The 19,168-nt window shown below is 76.9% G+C and carries 17 protein-coding genes and 2 pseudogenes; 12 read left to right on the top strand and 7 right to left on the bottom strand.

Features of this window, described 5'->3' with window-relative positions; translation table 11 throughout:
- From ACFY00_RS36980 to ACFY00_RS36990, 3 genes and pseudogenes are all read right to left on the bottom strand, one after another.
- Positions 1–1,715 (bottom strand): annotated as a pseudogene (locus tag ACFY00_RS36980) (DUF4132 domain-containing protein); the annotation flags it as partial.
- A complete protein-coding gene (locus ACFY00_RS36985; protein ID WP_388038349.1) occupies positions 1,670–2,440 on the bottom strand; it encodes a hypothetical protein in 771 nt (256 codons plus the stop codon). The gene ACFY00_RS36985 and the pseudogene ACFY00_RS36980, both read right to left, overlap by 46 nt.
- Before the next feature lie 92 nt (positions 2,441–2,532).
- Complete coding sequence (locus ACFY00_RS36990) at positions 2,533–3,084, bottom strand: hypothetical protein (RefSeq protein ID WP_388038352.1); 552 nt, start codon at positions 3,082–3,084, stop codon at positions 2,533–2,535.
- A 197-nt stretch (positions 3,085–3,281) separates the two neighbouring features.
- Here ACFY00_RS36990 and ACFY00_RS36995 point away from each other — a divergent pair, with 197 nt between their 5' ends.
- The gene (locus tag ACFY00_RS36995) at positions 3,282–4,850 is read left to right on the top strand and encodes an alpha-amylase family glycosyl hydrolase (protein WP_388038354.1); all 1,569 of its coding nucleotides are present in this window, start codon (positions 3,282–3,284) and stop codon (positions 4,848–4,850) included.
- Here the strand turns inward: ACFY00_RS36995 and ACFY00_RS37000 are convergent.
- Positions 4,840–5,838, bottom strand: a complete 999-nt coding sequence (locus tag ACFY00_RS37000; protein WP_388038357.1) for a DUF5937 family protein — start codon at positions 5,836–5,838, stop codon at positions 4,840–4,842. The genes ACFY00_RS36995 and ACFY00_RS37000 overlap by 11 nt on opposite strands.
- Positions 5,839–5,923: 85 nt before the next feature.
- Between ACFY00_RS37000 and ACFY00_RS37005 the strand changes: the two genes are divergently transcribed.
- The 3 genes from ACFY00_RS37005 (at position 5,924) to ACFY00_RS37015 (ending at position 9,202) form a co-directional block, all read left to right on the top strand.
- Positions 5,924–7,237 carry an MFS transporter gene (locus ACFY00_RS37005; RefSeq protein WP_388038360.1) on the top strand — a complete coding sequence of 438 codons (1,314 nt, stop codon included), beginning with the start codon at positions 5,924–5,926 and terminating at the stop codon, positions 7,235–7,237.
- Positions 7,238–7,328: 91 nt separating this feature from the next.
- A complete protein-coding gene (locus ACFY00_RS37010; protein WP_388038363.1) occupies positions 7,329–8,075 on the top strand; it encodes an SDR family NAD(P)-dependent oxidoreductase in 747 nt (248 codons plus the stop codon).
- A 311-nt stretch (positions 8,076–8,386) separates the two neighbouring features.
- Positions 8,387–9,202: a hypothetical protein gene (locus tag ACFY00_RS37015; RefSeq protein WP_388038366.1), complete on the top strand. Its 816-nt coding sequence runs from the start codon at positions 8,387–8,389 to the stop codon at positions 9,200–9,202.
- Positions 9,203–9,283: 81 nt separating this feature from the next.
- On the opposite strand, the gene ACFY00_RS37020 is transcribed toward ACFY00_RS37015, so the two are convergent.
- Positions 9,284–10,099, bottom strand: coding sequence for a UbiA family prenyltransferase (locus ACFY00_RS37020; RefSeq protein WP_388038369.1), 816 nt, complete (start codon positions 10,097–10,099; stop codon positions 9,284–9,286).
- Between the two features lie 157 nt (positions 10,100–10,256).
- Here ACFY00_RS37020 and ACFY00_RS37025 point away from each other — a divergent pair, with 157 nt between their 5' ends.
- From ACFY00_RS37025 to ACFY00_RS37045, 5 genes are all read left to right on the top strand, one after another.
- Positions 10,257–11,993 (top strand): serine/threonine-protein kinase, encoded by a 1,737-nt coding sequence (locus ACFY00_RS37025; protein ID WP_388038372.1) that lies wholly within the window; start codon positions 10,257–10,259, stop codon positions 11,991–11,993.
- A 78-nt stretch (positions 11,994–12,071) separates the two neighbouring features.
- On the top strand, positions 12,072–12,806 hold the full coding sequence (locus tag ACFY00_RS37030; RefSeq protein WP_388038375.1) for a DUF6928 family protein: 735 nt from the start codon (positions 12,072–12,074) through the stop codon (positions 12,804–12,806).
- An 87-nt stretch (positions 12,807–12,893) separates the two neighbouring features.
- A complete protein-coding gene (locus ACFY00_RS37035) occupies positions 12,894–13,952 on the top strand; it encodes a type III polyketide synthase (protein ID WP_388038378.1) in 1,059 nt (352 codons plus the stop codon).
- Between the two features lie 6 nt (positions 13,953–13,958).
- A complete protein-coding gene (locus ACFY00_RS37040) occupies positions 13,959–14,477 on the top strand; it encodes an isoprenylcysteine carboxyl methyltransferase family protein (protein ID WP_388038380.1) in 519 nt (172 codons plus the stop codon).
- Complete coding sequence (locus tag ACFY00_RS37045; RefSeq protein ID WP_388038383.1) at positions 14,474–15,502, top strand: NAD(P)/FAD-dependent oxidoreductase; 1,029 nt, start codon at positions 14,474–14,476, stop codon at positions 15,500–15,502. Before ACFY00_RS37040 ends, ACFY00_RS37045 begins: the two co-directional genes overlap by 4 nt.
- A gap of 18 nt (positions 15,503–15,520) precedes the next feature.
- Here the strand turns inward: ACFY00_RS37045 and ACFY00_RS37050 are convergent, their stop codons facing one another.
- The gene (locus tag ACFY00_RS37050; protein ID WP_388038386.1) at positions 15,521–16,822 is read right to left on the bottom strand and encodes a cytochrome P450; all 1,302 of its coding nucleotides are present in this window, start codon (positions 16,820–16,822) and stop codon (positions 15,521–15,523) included.
- A gap of 82 nt (positions 16,823–16,904) precedes the next feature.
- Between ACFY00_RS37050 and ACFY00_RS37055 the strand changes: the two genes are divergently transcribed.
- Positions 16,905–17,141, top strand: coding sequence for a hypothetical protein (locus ACFY00_RS37055; RefSeq protein WP_388038389.1), 237 nt, complete (start codon positions 16,905–16,907; stop codon positions 17,139–17,141).
- A 98-nt stretch (positions 17,142–17,239) separates the two neighbouring features.
- Here ACFY00_RS37055 and ACFY00_RS37060 read toward each other — a convergent pair.
- A pseudogene (locus ACFY00_RS37060) lies at positions 17,240–17,470 on the bottom strand (ATP-binding cassette domain-containing protein); the annotation flags it as partial.
- Positions 17,471–17,645: 175 nt separating this feature from the next.
- Between ACFY00_RS37060 and ACFY00_RS37065 the strand changes: the two are divergent.
- Positions 17,646–18,518: a hypothetical protein gene (locus ACFY00_RS37065; RefSeq protein ID WP_388038391.1), complete on the top strand. Its 873-nt coding sequence runs from the start codon at positions 17,646–17,648 to the stop codon at positions 18,516–18,518.
- Position 18,519: 1 nt separating this feature from the next.
- Complete coding sequence (locus tag ACFY00_RS37070; protein ID WP_388038393.1) at positions 18,520–19,077, top strand: DUF6529 family protein; 558 nt, start codon at positions 18,520–18,522, stop codon at positions 19,075–19,077.
- Positions 19,078–19,168 lie beyond the last annotated feature (91 nt).

Consider the following 19,168-nt stretch of genomic DNA (forward strand, 5'->3'; position numbering starts at 1 on the left):
TTCACCCGCTGCGCGATGCCCTGCAGTTGCAGCAGGGCGGTGTCGGTGCCGATCGCGGCCAGCACGTCCAGGCCCTCCACCGCCCGCTGGTGGGCACTCTGGCCCGGCCACTCACACAGCACCGGCGCCAGCCGCCGCGCGGTGTCGTCGTCACCGCACTCCCCGAGCGCGTACAGCGCCCACCCGTCCGGCGAGGGCATCCCGGCCTGCCGCCACTCCTCGAACACCGCCCAGCAGAACGCCGCCACCGTGTCGGCCCGCAGCGCCGGTAGGACCGTCGCCAGGCCCGGGTAGGGCTCGCGCAGCTTCCCCAACTGCAACACCGTCAGCAGGTGGCGCACCGCCTGCCGGGGCAACGCGCCACTCCCGTCGGCGAGTTGCACCTGCGGCAGCACCTCCAGCCGCAGCCAGGAGGGGAGTTCGGGCAGCTTCGCAGGCAGCGCGGCCTCCAACGGGTCGAAGTGCAGTGCGTCCGCGACCACCTCCCCGACCTGCGCGCCGTAGCGCTGCGCCACCGCCGCCGCCAGCACCTGCGTCCCCTGCTGGACGGCCACCAGCCGCAGCGCGTTCTCCGCCGCCGACCGGGCCCGGCCCGCCTTGCCGACCGCCGCCGGAACCAGCAGCAGCGCCCCCGCCACCCCGTGCCGGGCGAACCACGAACGGGCCACCGGCTGAACGGACTTGAGCCACAGCAGGGCGTCCGCCATCACCCCCGCCGCGACCGCGCTCCGCACCGGCAGCAACACCTGCGCGACCTCGGCCGGGCGGGCCGACGCGGCGCCGAGCACCAGCCGCAGCGCGGCCGTGCCGTACTTCGCCAGCACCGGCGCCAACAGCTCGCCGCCGGCCGCCATCTCGCGCGGGTCCCAGGAGTCCAGGTACGGCGCCATCAGCTCCGCCGGGCCCTTGGCCAGCAGGCGGCAGCGCTCGTCGATCCATCCGTTCCGGTCGAGCCGCCGCAGCTCCTCCGCCCAGTCGGTGTCCGCCGAGTAGTCCCGGTAGTGGTAGGGGGTGGCCGCGAACGCCGCCGACTCGCCCTCCTCCCAGTGCAGTTCCGACCCCTCGTCGGCGATGACACCGGTCAGCACCTTCGGCTTGCGGACGGCCCGCCGCCGCGCCCACGGCGGGTCGACCAGCAGCGCGGGCAGCCGGTCCGCCGCCGCCTCCGGCAGCGGCTCCCGCGCCCCCGGCAGGCCGAGCACGTACGCGGCGCTCTCCTCGTCCAGGGTCGGCAGGATCTCCGGCAGCCGCGAACGCACCACCGCCACGTGCCCGTTGAGCATCTGCCGGGCCGCCGCCGCGTCGGGGCCACCGCGCCGCGCCGCCGCCGACAGGACCCGCACCGCCCGCACCGGGAAGCGTCGCACCGCCTCCAGCAGCACCAACCGGACGGGCTTCGAGGCGATCCGGTCGACCAGCTCGCCCATCGCCTCGTCGGTCGGGAACTCCGCCACGTACCCGGCGTACTCGCGCACCCGGTCGCCCTCGCTCCCGTGGTGCCCCAGCACCTCCGCCACCAGCGGCGCCGCGGCCGGTCCCACCCCGTCGGCGAGGGTGGCCACCAGCTGGCGCGTCCAGTACAGCCGCACCCCGCGCGTCGCCGCCTCCCACCGCCGCGCCTGCTCGGCGCTGCCGAGCGCGGACACCAGCAGCTCGCACAGCAGGCCGGTCACCCCGCGCGCGTGCCCGGACAGCTCGGCCAGACAGGCATCCACTCCGTCCGCTCCGGCACCAGGAACGCACCGGCCGCCCGGCGCAGCGGGGTGCCCCGCAGCTCGGCCACCTCCGCCACCACTGACGCGTACTCGCCCTCCGGCGCGGCGGCCAGCGCCCGGCGGGCGGCCGCCAGCACCTGGAGGCCGAAGCTCGCGTCGGGGCAGTACGGGGAGTCCGGGTCACGGACGGTCACCCGGGCCCGCCCCCAGTGGGGCGCCTGCGACTCGGAGGCGTCCACCTCCAGGGAGACCAGGGCGGCCCGCACCGCGAGGCTCAGGCCGAAGCGCGCCGTCCAGCCCGCGAAGGCCCGCCCCACCCAGTCGCGATCGCCCCAGTCCTGGAGCATCGCGGTGACCGCCGCCAGCCCCACCGGGTCCGGCGCCCCGGCCCGGTACGCGCGGACGGCGGCCACCACCCCGGGGTCGGACCCCTCCGCGGTCAGCACCTGCTCGACCGCCCGGTGCGGCCGGGTCATGTGGAGGTCCTCCGCCTCGGCCACCACCGCCGCGTCCACCACCGGCCACCACTCGGGCAGCGGCACCGGCACCCCGCCCCGACGGCGCGGCAGCACGTGTGCGCGCCACGCCTCGGGCAGCACGAAGGCGTCCTCGTCCGGGAACCCGGCGGCGGGGGCGGGCAGGCCGGAGACGGGCAGGCCGGGGGCGGGCACGTCGGCCTCACGGAACTTCGCCGAACCGCCGTCGACCGACTCCCAGCGCCGCATTCCGCCCCTCCAACCCCGACCGGCCGACCACGAACCGGCCGACCACCTGGCGGCACCCTAGTGGGCGGTCCGGACACCCCTGCCCGGGAGGGTCAGAGCATCCGCTGCGCCTCCGCGGCCCGGGCCAGCAGGGCCCCGGCCTCGGCGGTGCGGCCCTGGGCGGTGAGGATCCGGGCCCGGTACTCCATGGCGTAGGCGTCGCCCAGTTCCTCGGCGCGCCGGAAGGCGTGCACGGCCCGGTCGAGGTCGCCGTGGTCGCGGAAGGCCACGCCCAGCGCGGTGATCGGGAACGCCTCGTCCTGGGCCAGGACCTCCGGCGCCCAGCGCTCCACCCCGGCCGCGTCGCCGCGTTCCAGGGCCTGCTTGACCAGCCCCAGCATGGCGTCGGGGTCGCCGAGGGCGGCGACCTGCTCCCAGAGCACCTGGGCCCGGTTGCTGTCACCGGCCATCTCGTACTGCATGCCCAGGTTGAACCCGGACACCGTGTTCCCGGCCGCCCAGGAGCGTTCCCACAGGTGCATCGCCCCGGCCTGCTGGCCGCGCAGGTGCAGTTCCACCGCCAGGTTCCCCATCGCGACGTCGTCACCGCGCTCCACGTCGGCCAGCAGGGCGACCATCTCCGCGTCGGACAGCCTGCCGGGCACCCCGCGCGCCGGGGCCGCTTCCCGCTCTCGCCGCCGCCTGCCGAACCACCAGCCCACCGCAACCCACTCCCGCCCGCATCCGAACCCCACGCCCGGCGATGATGTCACCCGCCCGACCCGGTTGGTTCCGCGGGGGGCGGGGCGGGGCATTGCTTGGGGGACAGCGGTGCGCGGGGCGGGTCGTGGCGAGAGGGGCCGTGGTGGGTACGGAGTGGGCGAGTGACGCGGTGCTGTACCAGATCTATCCGCAGAGCTTCGCGGACGGGAACGGGGACGGGATCGGCGACTTCGCGGGGCTGACGGAGCGGCTGGAGTACCTGCAGTGGCTGGGGGTGGACGCGGTCTGGCTGAACCCGTGCTTCGCGTCCCCGTTCGGCGACGCGGGCTACGACGTGGCGGACTTCCTGACCACCGCGCCCCGCTACGGGACGCCGGAGGACCTGGCGAAGTTCACCGACGCGGCCCGCCGGGTCGGCATCCGCGTCCTGCTCGACCTGGTGGCGGGCCACACCTCGGACCGGCACCCGTGGTTCGTCCGCTCCGCCGCCGACCCGGACGACCACCGGTACGTGTGGGCGGACCGCCCGGCGCCCGGGTACGTCGCCTCGCCGGGCAGCCGTCCGGGCTGGTACAAGCCGAACTTCTTCGACTTCCAGCCCGCGCTGAACTTCGGCTACGCCCGCACCGACCCGGCCGAGCCGTGGCGGCAGCCGGTGGACGCCGAGGGCCCGCGGGCCAACCGGGCGGCGCTGCGCGAGATCATGGCGCACTGGTTCGCCCTCGGCGTTGCGGGCTTCCGGGTCGACATGGCGTCCTCGCTGGTCAAGGACGACCCCGGGTTCGTGGAGACCGGCCGGCTGTGGCGCGAGATGCGGGCCTGGATGGACGCGCACCACCCCGACCGGGTCGTCCTCGCCGAGTGGGGCGACCCGGCCCGCTCGGTGCCGATGGGCTTCCACGGCGACTTCTTCCTGCAGTTCGGCGGCCCCGGCGACGGCGCGGCGCTGCGCTCGCTGTGGAACAACGGCGCGGGCACGGTGCACGAGGAGTGGCCGGTGGAACCCTGCTACTTCGACGCCGAGGGGCGCGGCTCGATGCGTCCCTTCCTCGCCGAGTGGGAGCGCGCCGCGCAGGCCGCGGCCGGGCACGGCTTCGCCGCGCTGCCGACCGCCAACCACGACTTCTCCCGGCTGGCCTGCGGCCCGCGCACCCGCGAACAACTCGCGGCGGCGTTCGCGTTCCAGCTGACCTGGCCGACCGTCCCGGCGATCTACTACGGCGACGAGATCGGCATGCGCTTCGTCCCGGGCCTGCCCGACACCGAGGGCAGCGTGCTGGGCCCGCACTACAACCGGGCCGGTTCGCGCACCCCGATGCAGTGGGACGCGACGGCCGACGCCGGGTTCTCCTCCGCGCCCGCCGAGAGCTTCTACCTGCCGCTGGACCCCTCCCCCGACCGTCCGGACGTCGCCTCCCAGCGCGCCGACGAGACCTCGCTGCTGCACCAGGTGCGGGAGTTGATCGCGCTGCGCCGCGCGCACCCCGGCCTGGGCCCGCACGCGCCGGTCGAAGTGCTGCACAGCGGCTACCCGTTGGCGTACCTGCGGGGCGGGCGCTACCTGGTGGTGGTCAACCCGCGGCGCGCGCCCGCCTGCCTGCCGGTGGAGCGCGAGCTGCCGGGGCGGCTGCTGCACGGGCGGGGGGTGTCGCTGACGCACTCGGTGCTGCGCGCGGAGGGCTTCTCGTACGCGGTGTTCACTCGCTGAGCCCGGCTGCCGGGAGCAACTGGCCCTCTCCGCAGAGCAGTTCGGCCGCTGCCGTGCGCAGGTAGAGCACGCTGCGGCCGGTGCGGTGGCGGGCGGCCAGGCCCGCGTCGTGCAGGGCGGACAGGTGGTGCGAGACGGTGGGCGCGGACAGGCCGGTGCGGGCGGCGAGTTCGGTGGTGGTGGCGGGGGCGTCGAGCTCGGCGAGCAGCCGGGCCCGTGCCCGGCCGAGCACCCGGGCCAGCCCGTCGGGGGCGGGCGCGGCGGCCTCCCAGAGCGTGGCGACGCCGCGCGGCGGGTAGACCAGGCCGGGCTGCCAGGGCGGGTTGAGCTGGGAGAACACCCCGGGCCAGGCGAAGACGGCGGGCACCAGGACGAGTCCGCGCGCCCCGTCGAGGCGGCGGCGCTGCTCCAGGTGCCGGTGGCCGATCCGCAGCAGGTCGTGCTCCCAACTGACCGACGGGTGCAGGTCGGTGAACAGTCCGGCCGGTCCGGCCGCGGCCAACTGGCGGGCCCGGCGCAGGATCTCGCCCTCGGCCAGCCGCTCGATCCGCCCCCAGTGCGGGGCGATCGCGGCCTGCCAGTACGCCCGCGCCTCGGCCGCCAGCCGTCGCGTCCCGGCCTCCGGATCGGCGTACAACTCGGCGACCAGCGGCGGCAGTTCGCCGCTGATCCGGTCCAGGTCGCGGCGGACGGCGGCCGGGTCGAGCGCGGTCAGTTCGGCCAGTTGCCGCTCCAACGTCGGGCTGCTGTCGGCGGGCACGGGGGTGAGGAAGTCCGGCACGTACACCGTCGGCAGCCGCACCAGCTGGGAGAGCAACTCCCACTGCACGCCCGCGAGTTCGCGGCGGGCCCGGCGCACCCAGGGCAGGTGGACGGCCCGGCGGCCCGGGTCCTTGAGCACCTCGACGCTGGTGGTCAGCTCGCACAGCGGCGAGCGGGCGAACCTGGTGCGGGCCAGGTCCTGCGCGGAGAACTCCCAGGTCAGCACGGACCCTCCCGGGCGCGGCGGCGGCGAGGATTCGACCGAGGTCGAATCCGTGGGCGGGAGCGATCATCGCAGGCAGCCTCGGGCCATGACCACCGCAACCCCCCTCCCGCTCCGGGACCGCCTCGGACTGCCCGCCTCCGCGGGCCGCCACCGCCCGCTGATCGGCGCCCACCTGATCGACAGCCTGGGCACCGGCCTGGTGCTCGCCTTCACCCTGGTGTTCTTCACCCGCGCCACCGCCCTGCCGCTGACCACCGTCGGCGCGGCCGTCACCGCCGCCCGGCTGCTGGCACTGCCGGTCGCGCCCGCCGTCGGCCCGCTGATCGACCGGTACGGCGCCCGCCGGACGGCGGCCTGCGCCAACGCGCTCTCCGCCCTCGCCCACGCCGCCTTCCTGCTCGCCGACCGCCCCTGGTCGATCGGACTGGTCTGCCTGCTCGCCCAGGCCGGACAGGCCGCGTACTGGACGGCCAGCACCGGCCTGGTGGTGCTGGCCGCCCCGACGCCCGGGGAGCGCACCCGCTGGTTCGCCCTGGTGCAGACGCTGCGCAACGCCGGGCTCGGCCTGGGCGGCGCGGCGGGCGCGCTGCTGGTCGGCGACGGCGGGACGGGCGGGCTGCGACTGCTGGTGGCGCTGAACGCGCTGTCGTACCTGGCGGCGGCGGTGCTGCTGGCCCGCTGGCGGCCCGGCCCGACGCCCGCCGTGGCGGCCGCGGAGCCCGGAAGCGACTCCGAGGGTGGTTCCGGGGGTGGTTCCGGGGGCGGCGGCTACCGGGCGGTGCTGGCCGACCGCCGCTACCTGCTGATGGTGACGGTGAACCTGTCCTTCGTGCTGGCCTCGATGGTGCTGAGCGTCCTGCTGGCCGTGCACGTGACGGCCGCGCTGCACCTGGGCGCCCCGCTGGCGGGGGCGCTGCTGGTGCTCAACGGCGTGCAGGTGGTGCTGACCCAGGGGCCGGTCGCCCGCCTGCTGGAGGGCCACCGGGCGACCCGGACCGCCGCGGCCGGGGCGCTGCTCAACGCGGCGGCGTTCGCCCTGCTCGCCGTGCTGCCCGGCGACGGCCCGCGGTGGCTGGTGCTGTCCGGGCTGGTCGCGGCGGCGCTGGTGTACAACCTGGCGGAGACCGTCGCCACGCCCGGCCGCGAGGAGTTGAGCGTGGCGCTGGCCCACCCGGCCCGGCGCGGCCGGTACCTGGCGGTCAACCAGCTCTCCTGGAACGTCGGCCAGGCGCTCTCCCCCGGCCTGTTCACCCTGTTGTTCGCGCACGGCCCGGCCTGGCCCTGGCTGCTGCTGCTCGCCGTCTCGCTGGCCGCCGTCCCCGGTCTGCTCCGGCTCGAACGCCGGTCCGTCGCGCCCGCCGGCATTCCCCTGGACACCGGACCGTCCGCGCACCGATGACGTCCCCCGCCCCCGCCCCCGCGCCGCGCAACGCAACGCACCGACCGATAGCCGCCAGCGTCCGCCGCCCGGCCGGACGAAGCTCGACGGCATGAACGACAACCGATTCGAAGGACGCGTGGCCCTGGTGACCGGCGGCAGCCGGGGCATCGGCGCCGCCGTGGCGCTGCGGCTGGCCGAGGAGGGCGCCGACGTCGCCCTGACCTACCACCAGGACGCGGAGCGGGCCCAGCAGGTGGCCCGGAAGATCGAGGGGCTGGGCCGCCGGGCGCTGGCGCTCCGGGCCGACAACGCGGACGAGGCGGCGCTGACCGGCGCGGTGGAGCGCACCGTGGAGACGCTCGGGCGGCTGGACGTGCTGGTCGCCAACGCGGCGCTCTTCCCGTCCGGCCCGCTGGAGGACGTCGACGCGGCGGAGCTCGACCGCGTCCTGGCCGTCAACGTCCGCGCCCCGTTCGTGCTGGCCCGGGCCACGGCGGCGCACCTGCCGGAGGGCGGGCGGATCATCGGCATCGGTAGCAACATCGCCGACCGGGTGCCGTTCCCCGGCCTGGCCCTGTACGCGATGACGAAGACCGCGCTGGTCGGCCTGACCAAGGGACTGGCCCGCGAGCTGGGCCCGCGCGGCATCACCGTCAACCTGGTGCACCCCGGCCCGACCGACACCGACGCCAACCCCGCCGACGGCCCGAACGCCGCGACGATCGGCGCCCTCACCGCGCTCGGCCGCTACGCCGCGCCCGCCGAGATCGCCGCCGTGGTCGCCCACCTGGCCGGGCCCGAGGCCGGGTACGTCACGGGGGCGGTGGTGCCCGTCGACGGCGGCTTCTCCGCCTGACCGCGCCCGGTTCCTCGAGGTCCACGAGGCCGACCGGGAGCGCCAGTTGAGGCGCGTGACGCTCCGACAATTCAGCGGACCGCGATCACCGTTTCTGCTAGATTGCTCGCGCCGTGCACGAATGATCTGCCGGTACGCCGACACCCGCCGCGCCCCCTCGCACCTGCTGCGAGGGGGCTGGTCCGTCGTTCCTCCGCACCGGTCGCACCCCCGGCCGGGCCGCTGCGCACCGGACCACCGCACACCGCACCGATGCGCACCGCACCGGTGCGCGGTCGTCGGCGGCCCCCGCCTGGAGAGAGATGACGAACGTGACCCGACCCCTGCCGACCGGCACCCGCGCCGTCCGGACAGCCTGCGCCGGACTGGCGGCCCTCGCGATGACCACCGGCGCGGCCGCCTGTTCCTCGAACGGCGGGAGCGGCCCCTCCGCCGCGAAGGCCGAGGTGCTCACGGAGAACGGCTACCGCGGCCTGGCGCCGGGCATGAGCAAGGACGCCGCGCTGGCCGGCGGCGCACTGGAGACGGCGGCGATCTCGCTGCTCGGCGGCTGCACCGACTTCACCTTCGCGGGGTCGGCCACCGCCCGGCCCTCCCAGGACGCCTCCCGGATGGCGGCGGAGGCCGCGGCCGACGCGAAGCTCAAGGAGCTCGACGCGAAGGCGGACCAGGTGGCCGACGCCACGCCGACCCCGCTGCCGTCCCTGCGGCCGAACGCCTCTGCGGCGGAGTCCCTGGAATTCGCCAGGCGCGCGGCGGAGTCGGCCCAGCAGGCGGCAGCCGACACCAGGATCATCGCGGAAGCGGCCCAGGCCCAGGCCGACGTCATGAAGCTGCGCGAGGACCGGGACAAGGCGTTCCTGGCGCAGGGCCGGGTCTCCTTCGGCGCCGCCGGGCTGCGCGAACTCGCCGTTCCGGCCGCCGTGCGGACGGCCGCGGGCATCGGCGCCGGGTCCACCCTCGCGGAGCTCAAGCAGGCCTACGACTCCCACGGCCTCGCCCTGGCCGCGAACGGCCGGTACCGGGTGCCCGTCGACGGGAAGCCGGGTTGGGCCTACGAGTTCACCGTCGACGGGGAGCAGGTCAGCGGCCTCGCCCTCACCGACCCCGACATGAAGTGCGCCTGACCGCACGGTAGTCCGGCACCCGCGCCCAGCCCTGCGGTCCACCGGCGGCGCCCGCGTTCAGCCCCGCGCTCAGCACCGTGTTCAGCCCCGCAGCCCGCCCCGCAGCAGCAGTACCACGAGCGCGAGCGCCGCCGCCGCGATCACCGCCAGGAAGGGCGCCCGGCTGCGGGGCGGGGCGAACAGGGTGGTCAGGGCGGGCGGCGCGGTGACGGCGAGGACGGGCCAGCCGGGGGCCAGCAGCAGGGCGGCCGCGCTCGCGGCGAGGACGGCCGTCACGGCCGAGGCCCGGCGGCCCAGCCGCTGCGGCAGGCCGCGGACGCCCGCGGCCCGGTCAGCGGCCAGGTCCGGCAGGACGTTGGCGAAGTGCGCGGCGACCCCGAGCAACGCACCCGCGCCCAGCACCTGCGGGGCGGGCCAGGGCCGCCCGGGCAGCGCCAGCGTGACGAACGCGGGCAGCAGCGCGAACGCCACCGCGTACGGCAGCCAGGACCACCCGCCCGCCTTGAGCCGCAGGTTGTACGCCCAGCCCGCCCCCACCGCCACCAGGTGCACCGTCGCCGCGGCCACCCCGCAGGCCGCCGACAGCAGCACGCAGCAGACCACCGCCCAGCGGGTCGCGGCGGCGAGCCGCCCGGCCGTCAACTCCCCTGCGGCGAGCGGCTTGTCGCCCCGCCCGGCCGCCGCGTCGCGCCGCCGGTCGACCAGGTCGTTGCTCCAGCCGATCGACAACTGCCCGGCGGCGACCGCCCCGGTGGTGAGCGCCGTACCGAGCAGGCCGCGCCCGGCCGCCACCGCCATCACGGCGGCCAGCCCGGTCACGGCGGCCGCCGGGGCCGGATGGCAGGCCCGCAGCAGGACGCCGATCCGGACCCGGTCCACCACCGCTGCGCTGCTCACCCCGCCAGGCTAGGCGGTGCCCGGCCGATCGCCGCAGAGGAGCTGGAGGAACCGTCAAAAACCTTGGCAGGTACGGGACTTCTCCCGCCCGGCGCGTCCCGTCCCCCCGTATACTCCCCCGGCCCGACCACGCCGCCCACCGAAGGAGGAGCCGACGGTGCCGCACCTCGCTCTCGTCTCCGACCAGCCGATCCCCTCGTTGCTCACCGCGGAGTCCGCGAGCTGGTCCGTCGGCTACGGCGAGCTCGCCGTGGACCTGTCGCTGGTCGTGCTGCTCGCGCTGGTCGTCCGGCTGCTGTCGCTACCGCTGCTGCGCCGAGCCCAACAGACGGCCAGGGAGCGGGCGGCGGCCTCGGTGTCCGGCGCGGCACCGCCGGGCAGCGGACCGGTGGTGGCCGAGGTCGTGGCGTGCGTGGTGTTCGCGGCCGGGCTCGGCGCCGTGCTGTCCGCCCTCCCCCAGTACGGATTCGAACTCCTGCACAGTCAGCCGGCGTTCGCGGACACCGAGAGCATGGCGGAGGACCTCCACCTGAGCTCGACCGACGCGACGGTCCGCGCACTGACCGTCGGCGCGGTGCTGCTGGCGCTCTGGCTGCTGTTCGCCCACCTGTCGCGGCGCGCGCTGCTCTCCACCGGAATGCCGCCCGCGGTGGCCGCGGACGGGGGGATCCGCCGACGGAACCTGCTCCGGCTGAGCCTGTTCGCCCTGGCCGGGGCGCTCGTGCTGCCGATGGGCGTGCTGCTGGCCGGGGCGGTGTTCCAGGCGGTCGCGCTGCTCTCCGCCCGCCGCCTGCCCGCGCCGACCGGCCCCGCCGAGCCGACCGCCGACCCGTCGCACCCCGCCCCGGCGAACCCGTACGTTCCCGCCCCGGGCCCCGACCCCTTCTTCGCCGCCCGGGCATCCGCCCCCGCGTCCGCACAGGCCGCCCCGGCCCCGCCCGCGACCGCCCCGGCCACCGCGTACGTCCCCGCCGCCGCCCCGGCGCCCGCGCCCGCCACCGCCCGGGTGCCGCACCAGCCGTTGAACGGGCACGAGCCGCGCCGGATCGGCGGCTACCTGCTGCTGGGCCGGATCGGCGCGGGCGGGATGGGCACCGTCTACCTGGCGCGCCGGGAGGGGGCGGCGACCGAGGTGGCGCTGAAGACGATCAACCTGGAGCTGCTGGACGACCCCGACCTGCTGCGCCGCTTCCGGCGCGAGTCGGAGGTGCTGGCGATGGTGCCGGGCGCGTACACCGCCCGGGTGCTGGACACCGGCGTGGACGCGGGCCGCCCGTTCCTGGCGATGGAACTGCTGGACGGGCGCCCGCTGGACGCGCACCTGCGCGAACTCGGCCCGGTCCGCTCGCCGGAGGCGCTGCGGGCGCTGGCGCTGGCCCTGGCGGTGGCGCTCTCGGGCGTGCACCGGCTCGGGCTGGTGCACCGCGACCTCAAGCCCGCCAACATCATGCTCACCTCGGCGGGGCCCCGGCTGCTCGACTTCGGCATCGCCGCGCTGGTCGACGGCACCCGCCTGACCATGACGGGCGCGGGCCCGGGCACGCTCACCTACATGGCGCCCGAGCAGTTCGGCGAGGAGCGGGTCGGCACCGCGGCGGACGTCTGGGCCTGGGCCTGCTGCGTGGTGTGCGCGGCGCACGGCGCCAGCCCGTTCGCGGCGACCAGCACCGGCGGCGTGATCCGCCGCATCGTCGACACCGGCCCCGAACCGTCCGCCCTGGCCGCCGTGCACGCCCTCGACCCGGCCCTGGCCGCCGTCGTCACCCGCGCCCTCACCCCCGACCCGTCCGCCCGCCCCGCCGACGGCGCGGCCCTGCTGGCCCTGCTCGGCGACACCCCGCAGGAGGACCTCCACGCGGAGATCACCCGGGGCTGGAACACCCTGCGCCTGTAACCGACCGGCGGCGGCTGACGGTGGCGGCACCTAGGGTGCGGGGAGCCCGGAACCCCCTTCCCGCCCTGGAGTTCGCCCATGGGAGCCAAGACCGCCCTGCTCGCCCACGCCGACGGCGACGTCCCCGCCCTGCTCCGGCAGGCGGTCGGCGTCACCCCGGACCGGGAGCGGACGGGCGCGCTGATGGACCGGCTCTACCGGGGCTGGACGGTCCATCCGGGCGACCGGCCCCGCGCCCTGCTCGAGGCGGTGTACCCGGCGCAGGGCGAGGCGTACGCGGGGAGTTGGCCGGGCGTGGACCTGGTCTGCGACCGGCGCTTCATGCTCGACCGGCCCTCGCTGCTCCCGACCGAACTGCTCGCGACCGGCCCGGGCCGCCGGACGGTGCTGCACGCGATGCACAGCGTGGTCGACTGGCTGGCGTTCGCGGTCTGGGAGGACGGGCGGCTGGTCCGCTCGCTGAGTGTCTCGCCGGACGACGGCGTGATCGAGGACATCGGCGACCGGCTCCCGTTCGAACTCCCGCACTGGGCGGGCGAGCACCCGGTCGAGCCGCTGCCGGAGGACGAGGGCGGCCAGCTCTACCCACTGCCGTTCCACCCGCTGAGCCTCGGCGAGGACGCGTTGCACGCCCTGTTCGGCTTCAACGCCGAGGGCTACCCCGCGGCCGTGGACGAGACCGAGATGCTCCCCTACCTGGTGGACTCACCGGGCGCAGCACCGCGGCCGACCGCGGCAGCCCGGCCGCGCCGGTCGCAGTACTACCTGATGGGCCCCGACGGCAGGCCGATCCTGATCGGCGAAACTTCCTGACGCTCCGTCACCGCCCTGCCACCACCCGGGACGCGCCCGGACGGGCGAATTGCCTGCTTCAGGCGAAATGTTCCCTATCCTGGGCCGATGACGCGGATCGCGGCTGTGCACGGAGTGCTCCCGGCCCACCGCTACGGGCAGCGGGAGTTGACCGGAGCGGTGGCGGCGTTGCGCCCGGGCGGCGACGGGCCCGCGCGGGCCCTCGCGGAGCGGTTCGCGGCGGGCGCGGGCGTCGAGTTCCGGCACCTGGCGTTCCCGCTGGAGCGGTACCCGGAGCTGGACGGCTTCGGCCGCGCCAACGACGCCTGGCTGACGGCGGCGGCCGAACTCGCCGAGCGGGCCGCCACCGGCGCCCTGGCCGAGGCCGAACTCCCGCCCGAGCGCGTGGACTTCGTGGTCTCCACCACCGTCACCGGCATCGCCGCTCCCTCGCTGGAGGCCCGCCTGGCGCCCCGGTTGGGCCTGCGCGAGGACGTGCGGCGGCTGCCGCTGTTCGGCCTGGGCTGCGCGGGCGGCGCGGCGGGCCTGGCGACCCTGGCCGACCTGCTGGCGGGCCGCCCGGACGGGGTGGCGCTGCTGCTGGCGACCGAGCTGTGCTCGTTGACGCTGCAGCGCTCCGACGGTTCGGCGGCGAACCTGCTGGCCACCGCCCTGTTCGGGGACGGCGCGGGCGCGCTGGTCGCGGTCGGCGACGGCGTCGACTGCTCAGGCCCGGAGGTGGTGGCGACCCGCAGCCGGTTGTACCCGGGCACCGAGCGGCTGCTCGGCTGGGAGGTCGGCGACTCCGGGTTCCGGATCCTGCTGGGTGCCGAACTCCCGGAGCTGGTGAGGCTGTTCGTCGGCGAGGAGGTGTCCTCCTTCCTGGCCGCGCACGACCTCAAGCCGGGCGACCTGACGGCCTGGGCCTGCCACCCGGGCGGCCCGCGGGTGTTGGACGCGCTGCAGACCGAACTCGGCCTGCCCGCCGACGCGTTGGCCCCGAGCCGGGCCTCGCTGGCGCGCTGCGGCAACCTCTCCTCGGCCTCGGTGCTGCACATCCTGCGGGACGTGCTGGCGGCCGACCCCCCGCCACCGCCCGGCTCGTACGGGCTGGTGCTGGCCCTGGGCCCCGGTTTCGCGTCCGAACTCGTCCTCCTGCGCTGGTAGGTGCCGATGACCGCCTACACCGTCCTGATCCTGCTGGTCGCCCTGGAGCGGCTGGCCGAACTGCTGGTCGCCCGCCGCAACGCCGCCTGGAGCCTGGCCCGGGGCGGGGTCGAGTACGGGCGGGGGCACTACCCGGCGATGGTGGCGCTGCACACCGGGCTGCTGCTCGGCTGCCTGCTCGAAGTCCACTACGCGGCACGGCCGTTCGTCCCGCTGCTGGGCTGGCCGATGCTGGCGCTGGCGGTGGGCGCGCAGGGGCTGCGCTGGTGGTGCATCCGGACGCTGGGACCGCGCTGGAACACCCGGGTGATCGTGGTGCCGGGCCTGCCGCTGGTGGCCGGGGGGCCGTACCGGTGGCTGCGGCACCCCAACTACCTGGCGGTGGTGGTGGAGGGCTTCGCGCTGCCGCTGGTGCACACGGCCTGGGTGACCGCGCTGTGCTTCACGGCGCTGAACACCTGGCTGCTGGCCACCCGGCTGCGCTGCGAGGACGCCGCGCTGCTGCGCTGCCGGGTGCTCGCGTGATCGACCTGCTGGTGGTGGGCGGCGGTCCGGCCGGGCTGGCCACCGCGATCCACGCCGCCCGGGCGGGCCTGTCCGCGACGGTGCTGGAGCCGCGGGCGACGCCGGTCGACAAGGCCTGCGGGGAGGGCCTGATGCCGGGCGCGGTGCGGGCCCTGGAGCGGCTGGGCGTGGAGGTCGCGGGCCGCCCGTTCGCGGGCATCCGCTACCTGTCCGCGGACGGCGCCCGCACCGCCGAGGCCCGGTTCCGCTCCGGTCACGGCCTGGGCGTGCGCCGCACCGCCCTGCACGCGGCGCTGGCCGCCCGCGCCGAGCAGCTCGGCGTCCGCCGCCTGACCGCCCGCGCCGACGGCCTGCGGCTGACCCGGCACGCCGTCACCGCCGCCGGACTGACCGCCCGCCACCTGGTCGCGGCGGACGGCCTGCACTCGCCCGTCCGCCGCGCCCTCGGCCTGCACCGGCCCGCCCCGGCGCGGCTCCCGGCCCGGTACGGGCAGCGGCGGCACTTCGCGGTGGAGCCGTGGAGCGACCTGGTCGAGGTGTACTGGTCGCGGCACGCGGAGGCGTACGTCACGCCGGTCGCGGACGGGACGGTCGGGGTGGCGGTGCTGAGCAGCGAGCGGCTCCCGTTCGACCGCCAACTCGACGCCTTCCCGGCCCTGTTGGCGCGCCTGGACGGCGCGCAGGCCGGTCCGGTCCGGGGCGCGGGCCCGCTGCGGCAGCGGGCGGCCGCCCGGGTACGGGGCCGGGTGCTGCTGGTCGGCGACGCGGCGGGCTACCTGGACGCGCTGACCGGCGAGGGCGTCGCGCTGGCCCTGGCCTCCGCCGAGGCCGCGGTCCGCTGCCTGGCCGCCGACCGCCCCGCCGCCTACGAGCGGGCCTGGCACCGCGCGACCCGCCCGTACCGCCTGCTGACCTCCGCCCTGCTCGCCGCCCGCCACCAACCCTGGCTGGGCCCGCACGTCGTCCCGCTGGCCGCCGCCCTCCCGCCGGTCTTCGGCGCCGCGGTCAACCTGCTGGCCCGCTGACCCGCCCCGCCGCCCAACTCAGCGTGCCGCCCCGCCGCCCCGTTCGCTCAGCAGCATCGGCTGCGGCCCGGGCGACAGCACCAGCCGCGGCACCGGCCGCACCGGGCCCGGGACCGCCGGGCGCAGCCGCCACCGGCCCGCGACGGTGGCCAGCGCCAGCGCCGCCTCGGTCAGCCCGAAGCGGTCGCCCAGGCACTTCGTCGCCCCGGAGCCGAACGGCAGGTAGCCGCCCCGCGGCAGCTCGCCCGCGAACCGGTCCGGGTCGAAGCGCTGCGGGTCGGGGAAGAGTTCGGGCCTGCGCTGCAGCAGGTAGAGGCAGCAGACCACCAGCGCCCCGGCGGGCAGTTCGACCCCGCCGAGTTCGGTGGGCCGGGTGGTGGTGCGGCTGATCGCCCAGGCGGGCGGGTAGAGCCGCAGCGTCTCGCTGATCACCCGTGCGGTGTAAGGGAGTTGCGGCAGGTCCTGCCAGCGGGCCGGGGCCCCGGCCGGTCCGGCGTCCAGCTCGGCGTGCAACGCCCGTTCCACGTCCGGGTGTTCGGCCACCAGGCGGAGCGACCAGGCCAGCGCCGAGGAGGTGGTCTCGGCCCCGGCCAGCACCAGGGTGGCGACCTGGTCGGCGAGTTCGCGTTCGTCGAGCGGCCGACCGTCCTCGTCGCGGGCCGCGAGCAGCAGCGCCAGCACGTCGCCGCGGTCGATCCCGCGGGCCCGGTGGTCGGCGACGATCGCCGCCACTCCGGCGTGCCAGGTCGCCAGCGCCCGCCGGTAGCCGCGCCGCGCCGGGGTGGGCAGCAGGTCGGCCGCGGGCAGCACCACCCGCAGGTAGAGCCCGCGCAGCAGCACGTCCAGGGCGGCGCGCAGCTCCTCCGCGGCCCGCGGCGGCAGCCCGGCCGAGAACAGGGTGCGCACGGCGACGGCGGTGGTGAGCCGGAACGCCTCGCGGGTGACGTCGACGACCTGCCCGGCCCGCCACCCGGCGGTGAGCGCCGCGGCCTCCTCCGTCATCGCCGCGGCGTAGTGCGGCAGCAGCGCGTGGTGGAAGGCGGGCTGCACGATCCGGCGGAGCCTGCGGTGGTCGGCGTGCGGGCAGGAGGCCAGCCCGTTGCCGAGGAACGCCCGGATCTTCGCGTACAGCGGCCCCGTCCGGTCGAACGCCACCCGGTCGGCCAGCACCCGCTGCACCAGCTCCGGCTCGCTGACCACGTACATCTCCCGCGGTCCGACCCGCACCCGCACCGGGTCGCCGCGGCCGGGTGAGCAGCGCGGGCAGGTGCCCCAGCAGCGGCACCCGCCGGGGGCGGTGACGGGTCGAGTGGCGCGCACGGACGACCACGATACGCGTCGGGGCGGGCACCGAGGGTGAGATCGACGGGCCGTTGCGCGCGGGGCGCGGGACACTGGAGGCATGAGCGAGTCCGGAGACATATTCCACCCGCCGGTCGTGGTCCGCCCGCCGACCCGCGGGCAGCGGCCGTACCGGCGGGTGGAGATCTACGGACGGACGGTGGGCCGGGCGACCGGGCCCGAGGACGTGGTGGAGCTGATCCGGCACGCGGGCGTCGCCGAGCCGGACCTCGACGACCCGGACCTGGTGGCCTGGCGCGGCGGCGACCGCACCGTGTGGGAGCCCCCGGGAACCTAGACCGCGCGGCGGTAGAGCCGGACGCCGAGCGGGGCGAAGACCGCGACGATGCCCGCGTCCCAGGCGAGGGCCTGCCGGACCTGGCTGCCGAGCGGGCCGCCGAGCACCTCGGCGCGGCCCGCGCCGGGCCGGATGATCGTGGTGAGGATCCGGATCGTGGTGGTCCTGCCCGCGCCGTTGGGCCCGAGCAGGCCGAAGACGGTGCCGGGCGGGACGGCGAAGTCGACGCCGTCCAGGGCGACGAGGTCCTTGAAGCGCCTGCCAAGGCCCTCGACCCGGATCGCGGGCCGGGCGGCGGCGGGCTCGGTGGTCACGGACGCGACGGTCATGGGCGCGCCCCCTCGGACGGGCGGTGCCCCTCCGGTGTCCGCCCGCCGGTGCCGGGTGGGCCTTCCGGGGCAACCGGGTCCCCCCTGGTGCGGAGCGGCCCGGCTCTGGAGTGGCCGGGTGGCGGACGACGGGAGTGGATGGTGTTCCAGTGCCGCGCCGTCCCCTGGAGCCCCGATGCCCCGTACCCGCCGTGTCGCCGCTGCCGCGGCGCTGTCGCTGACCGCCCTGTCCGCCCTGCTCTCCGCCGCGGGCTGCTCGGCGCCCGCGGACCTGAACGCCCCGCCCGCCACCGACTCCCCGTCCGCGGCCTCGCCGTCCCCGAGTTCCGGCCCGACGGTGTCGGCGTTCGCGACCTCGGTGGGCACCCGGGTGGCGCTGGCCAGCGTGGGCAGCCTGGGCCCGGTCCTGGTGGACGCGCAGGGCCGCACCCTGTACCTGTACGGCGCCGACACCACCGTGCACGCGAGCTGCCTGGACGAGTGCGCGAAGACCTGGCCGCCGGTGACCACTCCCGGTTTCCCGCTGGCCGGGCCCGGCGTGGACGACGGGCTGCTGGGCGCGGCGGCGCTGCCGGACGGGACGGCGCAGGTGCTCTACAAGGGCCACCCGCTGTACCGCTACGCGGGCGACCACGGCCCGGGCGAGGCCACCGGGCACACGGTGGCCGACCCCCGGGGCACCTTCTACGCGGTGACCTCGCTGGGCGACCCGGTGGGCGTCGACATCGCGACGCTGCGCGGGACGGGCGGCGCGGTGCCGGGCGCGGGCGCTTCGGCGGGTGCGAGCGCTTCGGCAAGCGCCCCGGCCGCGGACCCGAGCGCCGCCGACCCGAACACCGCCGACCCGAACGCCCCGGCGTCCCAACCTCCCGCCCAGCAGCCCGCCCAGCAGCCCGCGCAGACGCCCGAGCCCGCCGCCCAGCAGCCCGCGCAGACGCCCGCGCAGACCCCGGTCGAGGTGCCCCCGGCCCAGGCCCCGGCGGCCCAGGCCCCGGCCGACGGCTCGGGCTCCGGCGCCGCGGCCGACGACGGCTCGCAGGAGCGCTGAGGTGGCGCCCGGCCGCCGTCCGGGCGGGTTCGCCGGCGCGCTGCCGACGCTGCTGGCGGCGCTCGCCCCGGTGGCGCTCGCGCTGGGGCTGCTGTGGTTCGGGCGGGTGCACGTGCCGGACCCGGGGCGGAGCCTGCTCGGGGCGTCCGGCGAGGACGCGCTGCGGCTGAAGTCCTGGCTGGGTTCGGCGCTGTTCTTCCTGGCGCTGCTGCAGGTGGTGCTGGCGTTGGCGATGTACCGGCGGGGTCCGGCGGCCCGCCCGGTGCGGACGGCGCACCGGGCGGGCGGCTGGCTGGCGTTCGCACTGTCGCTGCCGATCGCCCAGCACTGCCTGCTGGCGTACGGGGTGCGGTTCACGGACCTCCGGGTGGGCCTGCACTCGGCGGCGGGCTGCTTCCTGTACGGGGCGTTCGCGGCGAAGGTGCTGCTGGTGCGGCACGGCGGGCTGCGCGGGTGGGTGCTGCCGGTGGCGGGCGGGGCGCTGTTCTGCGCGGTGGGGGTGCTGTGGTGGACGGCGGCGCTGTGGTTCCTGGACGGGTACGCGGCGCCCGGGTTCTGAGAGGGCGTTAAGTCCGTTTTTGGTAGAGGCCTCGTCGGGGCTGGATAAGCGTGCCTTGGCGGACGAGTCTGCCCAGACGGTTCCGGGTGAC

The sequence above is a fragment of the Kitasatospora sp. NPDC001540 genome, assembly GCF_042894345.1.
Lineage (GTDB): Bacteria > Actinomycetota > Actinomycetes > Streptomycetales > Streptomycetaceae > Kitasatospora > Kitasatospora phosalacinea_C.

What these genes read in the sequence shown, in the direction of transcription:
- ACFY00_RS36985 (WP_388038349.1), bottom strand. Translation starts at nt 2,440, where the DNA reads ATGCGGCGCTGGGAGTCGGTCGACGGCGGTTCGGCGAAGTTCCGTGAG.
- ACFY00_RS37005 (WP_388038360.1), top strand. Translation starts at nt 5,924, where the DNA reads ATGACCACCGCAACCCCCCTCCCGCTCCGGGACCGCCTCGGACTGCCC.
- ACFY00_RS37010 (WP_388038363.1), top strand. Translation starts at nt 7,329, where the DNA reads ATGAACGACAACCGATTCGAAGGACGCGTGGCCCTGGTGACCGGCGGC.
- ACFY00_RS37030 (WP_388038375.1), top strand. Translation starts at nt 12,072, where the DNA reads ATGGGAGCCAAGACCGCCCTGCTCGCCCACGCCGACGGCGACGTCCCC.
- ACFY00_RS37035 (WP_388038378.1), top strand. Translation starts at nt 12,894, where the DNA reads ATGACGCGGATCGCGGCTGTGCACGGAGTGCTCCCGGCCCACCGCTAC.
- ACFY00_RS37040 (WP_388038380.1), top strand. Translation starts at nt 13,959, where the DNA reads ATGACCGCCTACACCGTCCTGATCCTGCTGGTCGCCCTGGAGCGGCTG.
- ACFY00_RS37055 (WP_388038389.1), top strand. Translation starts at nt 16,905, where the DNA reads ATGAGCGAGTCCGGAGACATATTCCACCCGCCGGTCGTGGTCCGCCCG.
- ACFY00_RS37065 (WP_388038391.1), top strand. Translation starts at nt 17,646, where the DNA reads ATGCCCCGTACCCGCCGTGTCGCCGCTGCCGCGGCGCTGTCGCTGACC.